Source organism: Rhodothermales bacterium (assembly GCA_039944855.1).
In the GTDB taxonomy this organism is placed as follows: Bacteria; Bacteroidota; Rhodothermia; order Rhodothermales; family JANQRZ01; genus JBBSMX01.
The window spans coordinates 17,273-29,652 of sequence record JBDUXZ010000020.1; the positions used below are offsets into that span (position 1 = coordinate 17,273).

The following is a 12,380-nucleotide window of genomic DNA, read 5'->3' on the forward strand; positions in this document are numbered from 1 at the left end:
GCCTAACTCTCAACCTCCGTCCCGATGTTACGCTCGCTCGCTCTCGCCCTCGTGGCGCTCGCTTTCACGGCCCGCCCCGCCGCCGCCCAAGAGTTCGTCTACCAGCCGACGAATCCTGCGTTCGGCGGCTCGTACCTCAACTACTCGTGGCTCCTCAGCTCGGCGCAGGCGCAGAACCTGTACCAGAACCAGAGCAGCAGCCGCTTCCAGCGCGACCCCCTCGCCGACTTCGAGCAGAGCCTCCAGCGCCAGATCCTCAGCCAGCTCTCGCGCGAGATCGTCTCCGACCGCTTCGGCGGGATCGACTTCACGCAGGAGGGGCGCTTCGACCTCGGCGACTTCATCATCGAGATCACGCCGGGGCTCAACGGGCTCAACGTTAGCATCTTCAACGTGCTCACGGGCGACGAATCGGTGGTCACGGTCCCGAATCCGTAGCGCCCTTCTCTTCCGTCGCAAATTTTTTTGCTTTGCGTGAGCGATGCCGGTGCCGTTTTACGCATTGCCTATTGCACCCCTTTAACCAGCCTGCATGTCGCGTTTCGTTTCTCCTTTCGCGCTCCTGTTCCTGAGCCTCATCGCGCTCGGCCTGGGCGGCTGCGCGAACTATCTCGCCCCGTTCGAAACCCAGCCCGTGCGGCCTAGCGTCCAGAGCCCGCAGAACGACGAGTTGCGTGCGCTCCCGCGCCCGGCCGACAAAGTCGTCGTGGCCGTCTACCGGTTCCGCGATCAGACGGGGCAGTACAAACCGACGAATGGCGGCTCGTCGTTCTCGACGGCGGTGACGCAGGGCGCGACATCGATCCTCATCCGCTCCCTCGAAGAGTCGGGCTGGTTCATCCCGATTGAGCGCGAGGGCCTCTCGAACCTGCTCAACGAGCGGCAGATCATCCAGACCACGCGCATCCAGAACAGCGCCGCCGACGCGCCGCCTCCTGCCCTCCCGCCGCTCCTCTTCGCCGGCGTGCTGATCGAGGGCGGCATCATCGGCTACGACACGAACGTGATGACGGGCGGCCTCGGCGCGCGCTACCTCGGGATGGGCGCCTCGGGCAAGTTCCGGCAGGACCAGGTGACGGTCTACCTCCGCGCCGTTTCGACGCAGACCGGCCGCGTGCTCAAGACCGTCCACACGACGAAGACGATCCTCTCGCAGCAGCTCGACGGGAGCCTCTTCCGCTTCGTCGATACGAACAAGATTCTAGAGACCGAGGCCGGCTACACCTTCAACGAGCCGAGCGTCGTCGCCGTCACGTCGGCCATCGAAGAGGCGGTGATCGGGCTCGTGATCGAGGGCGTGCGGGACAACCTGTGGACGCTCGTCGATCCGGCTCAATTGACCGAGCAGGAGTTCCGAGCCTACGACGAGCGGGTGAACAACGCTTTCCGCGCCTACGACGCACGGGTGGCCGACAGCGGTCGGCGCGATGCGTTCGGCCGCTCGCTCACGTCATCGAACGGTCGAATCGCGGTGGGTGTGTCGGGCGGGGCGCAGCGCGCCAACAGCGACTTTGCCGACCCGCTCGTGCGACCCGCTGCCGGGCTCGACGTACGCTATGCTCTAACCCCACGTTTCAGCCTCGGCGCGAGTGTATCGGGAGGGGGCGTGGCCGCCGATCGAGCGTTCAGCCGGCTGGGTGCTGGGGCCGAGGCGGCGGCTCGCTACACCGTACTTCCTAACAGTTTTTTAACGCCGTTCCTGACGGTCGGCGCAGGCGCGCTTTTCCTGTTCGACTCCGACGTGGACGTGGACCGATCCGTCCTCCCAACCGTGAGCGCGAGCGGCGGGTTCGAGCTAGCGGTCGCGCCCGACGTGGGACTCACGATCGCCCTAAACCAGTCCTATGCGCTCATTGACGCCATCGACGACATTGAGCGCGGGACCGTCAACGACAACGTGTGGAGCCTCCGCACAGGGGCCACATTCTACTTTCGCTAACAGATTCACGAGGCGCACTCTCGACTGCGCCAAAACTCAGCTTCGGATGCGCCAAAAGCTACAGCCATGTAACCGCTTCCACGAGTAAATTATCGGCGAGTGCTCGCGGTACGATCTGCGATACTCACCGAACACAAAACGGCACCGAAGGGACCGTCTCGTTTGCAGACGAGACATGAGGAACCCCCCGGCGCCGCGGGTACCTCCGGGTAGGGAGGCACTGACAGCATATCCTACCCTTCTGGTACCTCTCTGGGTTCCTCACCCCATCTCCGCCGAGCGGCGGGCATGGATCTATAACCCAACCTTTCACTAACCTCTTAGAGGTACCACACATGAAGAAGCTCCTTCTTCTCGCAGCCTTCGGGCTGTTCGCGAGCCCCGCGTTCGCGCAAACCAACATCAGCAGTGACGTTGACCAAAGCGGTCCTTCCGATAACCAAGCTCAGGTTGACCAGGCTGGTACGAACCTGAGCAGCGATATCGATCAGACCAGTGCAGCTCCTGTGAGCGGGCAGCCCGACAAAGACTTGGTGGCCGATGTCGATCAGGACGGTACTGACTTGACGAGCGACATTGATCAGGTCGGAGCCGGTGGAGCGTTCGCCAAGGTTGACCAAGATGGTAATCTTGATTGGGCCCGCATTGACCAGAATGCTTCTTACTATGTAGACCAGCAGGCCCGAATCTTCCAGACTGGAAACGGAGCCGCGTTGAACAGAGCGGACATTGAGCAGCAGGGTTGGGGCGGCAACCAGATCGCTCGCATCGACCAGATCGGCGAAGACAACGACGCCCGAATCGACCAGGCTCACTTCGGCGTTACCTCGACCGTTGATCAGGACGGTATTTCTCACTTCGCGCGCGTTGAGGCAAATGCCCTCGCCGGTGAGCGCCCTAGCTTTGGCAACCGTGTGCAGTCCACTCAGAGTGTTGAGCAGACTGGTTCGGATGGCATCGGGCATTCCGCTCGTCAGCGCATGGGTGTCGGTGGTACGGATATGGACGGCGGTAACAGCATGCGGATTCGCCAGCTCCTCGGTGACGACAACGATGCTCGTCAGGACATGACGGCTACCGGTGCTGCGGTTGACAAGAACAACACGCAGATCATCGATCAGCTTGGGGGCACGGGTAACTACGCCTTCCAGTCGACTGCAGGTAATGGTGGTCCCTACGAAGGGAACTTCGCACGTGTCGTGCAGGACACGTGCACTGATTGCTCTGCAACGCAGCGGCAGTTTGGCTCGTTCAACGACGCTCGCACTGACCAGTCCGGCAGCAATCACGTCGCCAACGTGACGCAAAGTCAGTAAGAATGTTGGATTGGAGGCTGGGGGTGCTCCGGCACCCCCAGCCCATTTTTTCTCGCGCTGCGCTCTTTACCCCCGCCAGAGCAAGAGCGCCATCACCGAGGCAATGCGAATTACTCTCTTAGCTATAGCTATGCTGTGGCTGTGCGGTACGGCGGTCGCACAGAGCAGTGCTACTGTTTCCCAGACCGGGAACAGCAACGAAGCTACAACCACGCAGACCAACCCGAACGGCCACACCGTCGAGGCCTCCACCACACAGCACGGTGCGGGCAACACGGCAACGCAAACGCAGACGATCGCCGACCGCTTCGACGGCCCCGTCCAACTCAACGCCACGATCCAGCAGCAGCTTGGCGGTAACACCGCCACCCAAGTTCAGACGTTTGATGCAGGCGCGTCGAGCACGACGATGCACGCCGCCGTGACCCAGCAGGGCTCCGGCACGGCGTCGCAAACCCAATCTTTCAACGGCTTCCTCACGGTCAGCGACATCGGCGCCGTCATCGTGCAGGAGAGCGGCACCGGCAACAGCGCCACGCAGACGCAGGCCGGAGCCGGCTTCTTCTTTGTAAACACGGCGCTCTCCGCCGAGATCATACAGCGCGGCACCGGCGGCAACACCGCGACGCAGACGCAGCACGCACTGAGCGGCGCGTCGAACACGGTGCTGAACGCGAACATCGAGCAAACCGGGAGCGGCAACACCGCCTCCCAATCCCAGGCCGGCCTCGCCCTCTTCGGAGAAGCCGAGGTGATGGGATCGATCACGCAAGACGGCGTCGGCAACCTCGCCACGCAGGTGCAGGTGGGCGGCGTCAGCGTGTCGGCCACGGTCTTTCAGGACGGCGCGACGAACCAGTCGTACCAGACCCAGGTCGGCAGCGAGTTGAGCAGCATCGTGTCGCAAGTCGGCGATCTGAACCTGTCGGTCGTGACGCAGACGGGCAGCGGCCACGAGGCCGTCGTCACGCAAAACGGATCAAATAACAGGGCCACGATTACACAGAGCAACTGAATCCTACCCCCCGTCGCTGCTTGCGGTCGCTGCGCTCCCGGCTGCGCGCGACTGTCCCCCTCGTCGAGGGGGACAGCCCCGTGAAGCCTGAGCGCGTCAGGGACGGAGTCCCGGAGCGCGATGCGAACGGGGCGGGGGGTCCGAAAGCGAACCGGCCGCTCTGAAAGTATCAAACCTCCAAGTCCATGCGCACGCTCCTGATCGCCCTCGCCCTTTCGGTCGCGCCCACGCTCGCTGCCCACGCGCAGGATAGCGAGCAGGACGTGACGACGCTGATCGTGCAGGAAGCGGTCACGCAGGGTACAACTGCGAACCCGCTCGCGACGGATGAGGCGTTTGACGCCATCGCGGACTTCGGGCTGCTGAGCGAGGAAGGGCAGGCCCTCGCCGGGTTCTCGCTCGGTGCGCAGGGCAACCTCGCCCTCGTGCGGCAGGCCGCGTTCGACGACCTCCTCGGTGCCGGCAACGACAACGATGCCTCTATCGGGCAGGATGGGGACGGCAACCTCGCCGTGCTCCTCCAGCAGGGCGACGACAACTTCACGTCGACGCTTCAGATCGGCAGTGGGAACGTGATCGGCGTCCGGCTCCGCGGTGTGGGCAACCAGCTCGGCACGCAAGCCACGCCGGGCGTGCTGCAAGCGGGTGCAGATAACCTCTACCTCCTCGACTACACCGGCGATGGCCAGACGATCGCGCCCACGGCGCAGATCGGCGACGGCAATCAGGTCGTGCAGATCGGTGAGATCGACGTGCCTTTCGGCGTCGAGCAGCGGGGCGACGGGATGCGGATGATCATCCGCCACAACGGGGCGCAGTGATGTCCGGCCGTATCGTCCCTATCCTCTGCTTGATCGCGGCGGGCCTCCTGACGCTCCCCGTGGTCGTCTCCGCCTTCAACCGTGTGACCTCTGTGACCCGTCCCGCCTGGATCGAAGTCGTGCGCGAGGGCGATGCGCTGCTGATCCGCAGCCTCTTCGATTCATCCCGCGACACGCCGAAAGGACTCCGCTACCAGCTCGACGTGAGCAAGCGGGGCACCTCAGGCACCTCGACGACGCGGCAGGGGGGGGCGTTCGAGCCGACGCTCTACCGGACGGACACCCTCTCCACTGTCCGTGTCGGCGTGCAGGCGGGCGACACGGTCACAGCCCGGCTCGAAGTCGCGAGCCCCAACGGCCTGCTGGCCGAAGCCAATTTTCGCGAAATCATACGCTGACGCGGGATGGCGCAGCGGCTTTCTGTGGATATTTTCGCGGCCTAGTGCACCAGGGAGTCGCCCTCCTCTGCACCACTACGCTGTCCCTCCCCTGACTTCGACCCGCCCTCATGCTTCGTCGTTTCGCCGCTGCCCTCTTCGTTCTCCTCCCCCTGCTCGTCATCGTCGGCTGCGAGAATGAGCTACTCGAACCCGATCTCCGCGGCGCCATCGAAGGGCAGGTCTTCGACTTCGACACACGGGAACCGCTGAGCGGCGTGAACATCACGACGAACCCGCCGACCGGCTCCCTCATCACCGACGAAGAGGGGCGCTTCCGTCTCGACGACCTCCCCACGGGCAACTACTCGGTGGCGGGGCGGCGCAGCGGGTACGACGCGAACTCGATCACCGTCTCGGTGCTCGACGGGGAGACCCGGACGGCGATCCTCCTCCTCGAGCAAGAGACAGAGGAAGACACCACCTCGAACGGCGCGCGCTTCGACGCCTCCGTACTCAACTTCTCGAACCAATCCCGCCAAGACAGCTCGTTCGTCGTCGTCGAATACCGGGCGCGCAACACGGGCGGGACGCCGATCTCAGCGTACGAGATTTATTTCCAGCTCCTCACGACGGGCCAGACCTACTTCGAGGAGGTCAGCGGGACGAACCTCGGCGTCGGGCAGTCCGACATCGGTGAGTTCGAGCAGTACGTGGGGCGTGACACCGTCATCGCGGTCGAGATCAGCGATGTCTTTTTCGACGGGCAGTAGACCGCCGGGCCGGGACGCTGCAGGGGCTTGCCGGTCGGGAGCGGCAGCCCCCGTCCCTTATGCGCGCGTCGCGGCGAGCACGTCCTCGAGCTCTTTCGGCTTCGGCAGCGTAACCTCGTCGCCGGCGATCGTCGTTTCGAGGTAGAACCGAGCGAAGGCGGCGCGCTCGTCGTCCGAAGCGTCGGCCTCGTCGAAGGCGGCGGAGAACTCGTCCCAGTGCGCCTGCGCTACCTTGCCGGCGACGTAGTGGGCGAACAGCAGGGGCATCGCGGAAGCGGACCGAACGGCGAGAGTCGACATGGTGGTGGAGGGCTTCGAGGGAAGAGGGACGGTGGTGCGGGTCCTCATTCAACTCTTGTGCCAACGGCCCTACCTGCCCCTGGTCGCCGGGAATGGCCGATTTCTCGTCGGGCTCGGGTTCCATAACCCCCCGACTGATTGAACGATTATTCCCTCCGCGTAAGCTTATTAGCTTTGGGCTCGCTTCTCACCCGTTCTATTCTCGACCTCCGGCCCCATGAACGCTCTCGTCACGGACCTCACGGAGCTCCCCCGCCTCTTCCACTACAACGCGTGGGCGAATGCCCGCCTCGTCGACGCGCTCCGCCCTGCGAGTGACCGCGCGCTCGCAATTGCCGCGCACGGATTCACGGCCGAGCGCATCTGGCTGATGCGGTTGCGCGGCGAGACGACAGACGGGGACTCGATCTGGCCCGAGCTTTCCGTGCGCGCCTGCGCGAGCCTCGCCGCCCGCAACGCCTCGGCGCTCGCCGCCTATATCGAGGGGCTCGACAAGCCCGACCTCACGCGGAAGGTCCGCTACCGCAACAGCAAAGGCGTAGCGTACGCGACGGCTGCAGGCGACGTGCTGCGCCACCTCCTCCTCCACAGCGCGTACCACCGGGGCCAGGCCGCCGCTGCCCTGCGCGAGGACGGTGCCGAGCCGCCCGTGACGGACTTTATCGTTTTCGTCCGCGAAAGACACGAAGCGCACCCGAGCACGTCGAGTGAGGGGCAGAGTGCGCCGTCAACGCCGCGCGTGCCGTGAGCGTTTGGCTCACGCCAGCACGATCTCTTTGCGCAGCCGGGCCACCGGCACGCCGAGCTGCTCGCGGTACTTCGTCACGGTGCGGCGAGCGATCTGGAAGCCGCGGTCTTCGAGCATCGTCGCGATCTTCTGGTCCGAGAGCGGCTTCTCCTTGTCCTCGTCGGCGATGATCCGCTCGATGATGGCCTTGACCTCTTTGTTCGAGACCTCTTCGCCGCTGTCCGTCGTGAGGCCCTCGGAGAAGAAGTACTTCAGCTCGTAGACGCCCCACTCGGTCTGGACGTACTTGCCGTTGACCACGCGCGAGATCGTCGAGATGTCCATGTGGATCTTCTCGGCGACGTCCTTGAGGATCATCGGCTTGAGGTTGCCCTCGCCGCCGAGGAAGAACTCCTCCTGTAGCTCGATGATCGCGCCCATCACCTTGATCATCGTCGCGCGGCGCTGGTTGATCGAGTTGATGAACCACCGGGCCGACTCCATTCGGTTCTTGAGGAACTGCTTAGTGTCGGACACCTTGCCGTTGACCCCGCTCTTGGTGACGCCGTTTCGCTTCTTGGCGGAGAGGTCGTTCCACATCTGCTTGTAGTGGCGGTTGATCCGCAGCTCGGGCGCATTCCGCCCGTTGAGCATGATGATGAACTCGCCGTCGACGTATTCCACAGTGAAGTCCGGCGTGACGTAGTTCGTGCTCGCGGCGAACTCCCCCTCGCCCGGCTTCGGGTCGAGGCCCTGGATGATGTCGAACGCCTCTTTGAGCTCCTCCTCGCAGAGGTTCAGCTTGCGCATGATCGTGTCGAAGTGCTTCATCGTGAACGCCTTGTACGTCTCGCGGAGCACGTCGATGGCGTTCTCGCGGCCGTCGACCTCGTCGGGCATGGCTTCGAGCTGGACGAGGAGGCACTCGCGGAGGTCGCGGCTGGCGATGCCGACGGGGTCGAGCCGCTGGAGGCGGAGGAGGACCTCCTCGACGTCGTCCTCGGTCAGCATCAGTCCCTGGCTGAACATGATGTCGTCGACGATCGAATCGATGGGCCGGCGGAGGTAGCCGTCTTCGTCGATCGAACCGATGATCTGCTCGGCGATGACGTCCTGCGTCTCGTCGAAGTCGAGCATCCCGATCTGGTCGCGGAGATACTCGACCATCGAGGACTTGTACGGCATCGGGATCTCGCGCTGCTCCTCCTCGGCGGAGTGGTCCACGCGAGCTTTGTAGCCGTAGAGGTCGTCGGGGCTGTTGATGAACTCGTCCCAGTCGAACTCATCGTCGGAGTCTCCCTCGGGCTCGCGGTCGGAGTCCTCGGCCTGCGTCGGCTCGTCGGCCTCGTTCTGCCCGACCTCCTCTTCCTCGTCCTCGCCCTCTTCGAGGAGCGGGTTGATCTCCATCTCCTCCTTGATCCGCTGCTCGAGCTCGAGCGTGGGGAGCTGCAGCAGCTTGATGTACTGGATCTGCTGCGGCGAGAGCTTCTGCTGGAGGGATTGCTTTTGCTGGAGGTTGAGCATGGCGGGTGGGGCAGGTCAAAGGGCGAGCCGTGGGCGGGCTCAGGTGGCGAAGAGGACTGCGGCGCGTTCGATGCACGCGGCGCGAAAGGCGTCGTACCACTCCGCGCCATACTTGCGCGTGAGCGGGTCGCGGAGGAAGTCGTAGAGTTGGACGCCGGCTCGGCGGCCCTGCGTGACGGCAGGCGCGCAGAGGTCGATCTGCTCGTAGTTCAGCACGTCGGTCCCGCCGATCTCCTCGATGCGGATCGGGAAGAGGTGGCAGGAGATGGGTTTCTCGAAGTCGAGCCGGCCGGCGTGGTACGCCTGCTGCAGCGCGCACTTGGCGACGGGCCGCTTCGCGTCGCCCTCATAGACGACGAAGACGCACTCACGCCCTTCGACGCACGCCGTGCCGTAGCGGCCGGGCCCCTCCTCCACCCACACCCCTTCCTTTTCTATCACGCGCCGCGCTTCGGGCCGGAGGGCAGAGGCAACGACGGGGAGGGCGCGCTCGAGCTCGGAGCGCTCGTCCGGTTCGAGCGGCGCGCCGCGGTCGCCGTGGACGCAGCACGCGCCGAGGCACCGGCCGAGGTGGCAGGCGAACGGCGCGTCGAGGACGGCGTCGGAGACGAGTATTTCGTTGATAGCAAACATAGTACCAATAGACTACGGTCTGAGCCCGACCGTGTCAATGGTATCGGGGAGAGGGCCGGGGTTTTTAAACAGAATCGGGCTGTAAATGTTAGCGTTCATCATTTTGTGCTTCGGGGCATGTGAGGAGGTCAGAATCGCCGCTCCGTCATTTCACGGACGCCTCGCCAATTCCGCACACGCCACCACGGATTCGGGACCGCGCCGGCCTCCCGTGACGCGGGGCTGTCAGCCGACGGACGTACTTTGAGCCGTTCACGCCGCCGCCGCCAGCCCCGCCTCGACCATGAAGGACCGTTCCGTCGTTTCCGCTCAACCTGCGCGGGCGGAGGAGGACTTCGAGAAGAAGCTCCGCCCCCAGTCGCTCGACGAGTTCGTCGGGCAGCAGAAGATCAAAGACAACCTCCGCGTCTTCATCACCGCCGCCCTCCAGCGCGGCGAGTCGCTCGACCACGTGATGCTCTCCGGCCCGCCCGGCCTCGGGAAAACCACCTTGGCAGCGATCATCGCTGAGGAAATGGGCGCGGCTTTCAAGACGACGAGCGGCCCGGCCCTCGACAAGCCCGCGAGCATCGCCGGCATCCTCACGAACCTCGACGAGGGCGACGTCCTCTTCATCGACGAGATCCACCGGCTGAGCCCGATCATCGAGGAGTACCTCTACTCCGCGATGGAGGACTACGCCATCGACATCCTCATCGACTCCGGCCCGTCGGCGCGGAGCGTGCGGATCTCGCTCCCGCCGTTCACGCTTGTCGGCGCGACGACGCGGAAGGGGCTCCTCACCGCCCCGCTCCGCGCCCGCTTCGGGATCGACTTCCGCTACGACTACTACACGGCCGACCTCCTGCGGAAGATCATCCTCCGCTCGGCCGACATTGTGAACGTCGAGATCGAGGAGGACGGAGCGCACGAGATCGCCCGCCGCAGCCGGGGCACGCCGCGCATCGCGAACCGCCTGCTCCGCCGCGCCCGCGACTTCGCCGAGGTGGAAGGCGAGGGCCGGATCACGCGGGCGCTCGCCGACTACGCACTCAACGCGCTCGACGTGGACGAAGCCGGGCTCGACGAGATGGACAGCCGCATCCTCCTCTCCCTCATGGAGAAGTTCGAAGGCGGCCCCGTCGGCGTCTCGACCCTCGCCGTCGCCGTGAGCGAGGACCCGGGCACGATCGAAGAGGTCTACGAGCCGTACCTCATCCAGGAGGGGTTCATGGCCCGGACACCGCGCGGGCGCATCGCTACGCCGCGCGCCTACGACCACTTCGACATCCGCCCCCCGATGAAGCCCGGCGACCTCTTCCCTGAACGCTGACGGAGCGGAGTCCCAAAAACTGAAGCGCCCCGGCTCGTCTTGAGCCGGGGCGCTTTTTCGTTCGAGATGAAACGGCGCTCAGATCTTTTTGCGGAGGTTCTGGCGCGCCTCGCCGACTTTCTGCTTGGCCTTGCCTTTGGCCTCGTCGACTTGGCCTTCGGCGTGCGTCGACTTGTCGTCGGTGATGTCGCCCCAAGCCTGTTTCGCTTTGCCTTTGGCTTCGTCCATCATGCCTTCGCCCTTTTGCTGGGCGGGAGATTTCTTGTCTGCCATGAGAGGTCCTCGTGAGATGTGCGAGTGGGAAGGGAGCAGCCCCACGGAAGGGACTGTGCGTCGTATATGTCCCATCTTCCCCTTGGTCCCCGTCGCCGAACGAATTCACGATCGGCCGTCGCGGGATTCGAGGAAGTCCTTCCGCAGCGTCCGCGTGACGCGGTCGGCGGCGAACTCGGCGAGGCGGGCGAGGCCGCGCTCCATCTCCTCCACGGAGAGCCGGGCGAGCGCACGAGCCGTCACGACGTTCCCGGCCGCGGGGGGCAGCCCGAAGAGCGTGCTCGTGAGCACCTCGCGCTCGCTGAGCTTGTCCTTCCAGATCGTCTCGCGCGTCGCTCCGTCGAGCAGGACCACGTCGGCTTCGACGGCGAAGTAGGTGGCTCCCTCGTACGAGTCGGCGACGAGGCCGTAGTGGTAGACACGGATGTCGAGGACGAAGTCGGACGTGGCGGGGTCGCTGACCGGGCGGAGGTCGAGGGTGGGGGCGCTGCCGGCGAGCGCGCGCCGGGCGATGATGGCCGCTACATCGACGCGGGCCGAGGCCGAGTCGAGCCGGGCCTGCGCCTTGCGGGCCGCCTCCCACTTCTTCGTCGCCGTGCCGACGCGGACGGCCGAGCCGATGGGGTCGCGGAGGTCGACGAACGCCTCGCTCCACGGGCCGCTCGCCACACGCGGGCCGGGCGGGATCGCGGCGATGACGGCCACGCTCCGATCCGCGAAGTCGTAGCTGTGGAGCCGGTTCGAGGGCCCGCAGCCGGCGAGGACGGGGAGCACGGCGAGGGCAAGCGCGAGGGCGGCGAAAAGCCGTGGGGAGGGACGCATCGGTCGGAACCTGGAGTGGGGTCGGGTATTGTTGGGCAGGCGCGTTGTCGCTATCCTTTCAGCCGCACCGTGGTCGGCCCGGGTAACACCCCCGAAGCCAGCTCCCACAGGCTTGACTCTCCGTTCGCGGACCCGTACCCTACCCGGCGCACCGGCTCCCCTCACCTCCCATCTGCCCCGAACTCATGCCCTACGTCGTCGCTGAGCCCTGCATCAACTGCAAGTACACCGACTGCGTCGAGGTCTGCCCCGTGGACTGCTTCTACGAAGGGCCGAACTTCCTCGCCATCCACCCCGACGAGTGCATCGACTGCAACGCCTGCGTCCCGACGTGCCCCGTCGAAGCCATCTACGCCGACGACGAGCTGCCCGCGAAGTGGGAGCACTACACCGAGTGGAACGACTACCTCTCGAAGCAGTGGGCCGAGCTGGGCTACAACATCACCGAGAAGAAGGACGAACTCCCGACGGCCGCCGAGTTCTCGACGGAGCCGCAGCTCACCCAGAAGTCCGAGGAGGACATCCTCACGTGGGAAGGCTCGGCGTGA

15 protein-coding genes are annotated in these 12,380 nt (G+C 65.1%); 10 read left to right on the top strand and 5 right to left on the bottom strand.

Annotated features, from left to right (window positions below):
* Positions 1-24 precede the first annotated feature (24 nt).
* The 7 genes from ABJF88_09100 to ABJF88_09130 all read left to right on the top strand — a co-directional run bounded on the left by ABJF88_09100 (position 25) and on the right by ABJF88_09130 (position 6,241).
* Positions 25-438 (top strand): curli production assembly/transport component CsgF, encoded by a 414-nt coding sequence (locus ABJF88_09100; protein MEP0547077.1) that lies wholly within the window; start codon positions 25-27, stop codon positions 436-438.
* Positions 439-532: 94 nt separating this feature from the next.
* Positions 533-1,939 (top strand): CsgG/HfaB family protein, encoded by a 1,407-nt coding sequence (locus ABJF88_09105; protein MEP0547078.1) that lies wholly within the window; start codon positions 533-535, stop codon positions 1,937-1,939.
* Positions 1,940-2,274: 335 nt separating this feature from the next.
* A complete protein-coding gene (locus ABJF88_09110; GenBank protein ID MEP0547079.1) occupies positions 2,275-3,255 on the top strand; it encodes a hypothetical protein in 981 nt (326 codons plus the stop codon).
* A gap of 130 nt (positions 3,256-3,385) precedes the next feature.
* Positions 3,386-4,270, top strand: a complete 885-nt coding sequence (locus ABJF88_09115) for a hypothetical protein (GenBank protein ID MEP0547080.1) — start codon at positions 3,386-3,388, stop codon at positions 4,268-4,270.
* 185 nt (positions 4,271-4,455) lie between these two features.
* Complete coding sequence (locus ABJF88_09120) at positions 4,456-5,091, top strand: curlin repeat-containing protein (GenBank protein ID MEP0547081.1); 636 nt, start codon at positions 4,456-4,458, stop codon at positions 5,089-5,091.
* Positions 5,092-5,183: 92 nt separating this feature from the next.
* Complete coding sequence (gene csgH / locus ABJF88_09125) at positions 5,184-5,489, top strand: curli-like amyloid fiber formation chaperone CsgH (GenBank protein ID MEP0547082.1); 306 nt, start codon at positions 5,184-5,186, stop codon at positions 5,487-5,489.
* A gap of 110 nt (positions 5,490-5,599) precedes the next feature.
* On the top strand, positions 5,600-6,241 hold the full coding sequence (locus tag ABJF88_09130) for a carboxypeptidase regulatory-like domain-containing protein (GenBank protein MEP0547083.1): 642 nt from the start codon (positions 5,600-5,602) through the stop codon (positions 6,239-6,241).
* A 57-nt stretch (positions 6,242-6,298) separates the two neighbouring features.
* Here ABJF88_09130 and ABJF88_09135 read toward each other — a convergent pair whose 3' ends face one another.
* Positions 6,299-6,508 (bottom strand): hypothetical protein, encoded by a 210-nt coding sequence (locus tag ABJF88_09135; protein MEP0547084.1) that lies wholly within the window; start codon positions 6,506-6,508, stop codon positions 6,299-6,301.
* Between the two features lie 250 nt (positions 6,509-6,758).
* Between ABJF88_09135 and ABJF88_09140 the strand changes: the two genes are divergently transcribed.
* Positions 6,759-7,289 (top strand): DinB family protein, encoded by a 531-nt coding sequence (locus ABJF88_09140; protein MEP0547085.1) that lies wholly within the window; start codon positions 6,759-6,761, stop codon positions 7,287-7,289.
* A gap of 9 nt (positions 7,290-7,298) precedes the next feature.
* On the opposite strand, the gene rpoN is transcribed toward ABJF88_09140, so the two are convergent.
* Together rpoN and ABJF88_09150 are read right to left on the bottom strand one after the other, a co-directional pair.
* Complete coding sequence (gene rpoN, locus ABJF88_09145; protein ID MEP0547086.1) at positions 7,299-8,792, bottom strand: RNA polymerase factor sigma-54; 1,494 nt, start codon at positions 8,790-8,792, stop codon at positions 7,299-7,301.
* Between the two features lie 39 nt (positions 8,793-8,831).
* A complete protein-coding gene (locus ABJF88_09150; protein MEP0547087.1) occupies positions 8,832-9,425 on the bottom strand; it encodes a DUF3109 family protein in 594 nt (197 codons plus the stop codon).
* A gap of 283 nt (positions 9,426-9,708) precedes the next feature.
* Between ABJF88_09150 and ruvB the strand changes: the two genes are divergently transcribed.
* On the top strand, positions 9,709-10,737 hold the full coding sequence (gene ruvB / locus ABJF88_09155) for a Holliday junction branch migration DNA helicase RuvB (protein ID MEP0547088.1): 1,029 nt from the start codon (positions 9,709-9,711) through the stop codon (positions 10,735-10,737).
* A gap of 78 nt (positions 10,738-10,815) precedes the next feature.
* On the opposite strand, the gene ABJF88_09160 is transcribed toward ruvB, so the two are convergent.
* Together ABJF88_09160 and ABJF88_09165 are read right to left on the bottom strand one after the other, a co-directional pair.
* On the bottom strand, positions 10,816-11,010 hold the full coding sequence (locus tag ABJF88_09160) for a CsbD family protein (GenBank protein MEP0547089.1): 195 nt from the start codon (positions 11,008-11,010) through the stop codon (positions 10,816-10,818).
* Between the two features lie 105 nt (positions 11,011-11,115).
* Complete coding sequence (locus ABJF88_09165) at positions 11,116-11,832, bottom strand: hypothetical protein (protein MEP0547090.1); 717 nt, start codon at positions 11,830-11,832, stop codon at positions 11,116-11,118.
* 185 nt (positions 11,833-12,017) lie between these two features.
* Between ABJF88_09165 and fdxA the strand changes: the two genes are divergently transcribed.
* Entirely contained in the window at positions 12,018-12,380 is a 363-nt protein-coding gene (gene fdxA, locus ABJF88_09170) for a ferredoxin FdxA (protein ID MEP0547091.1), read from the top strand.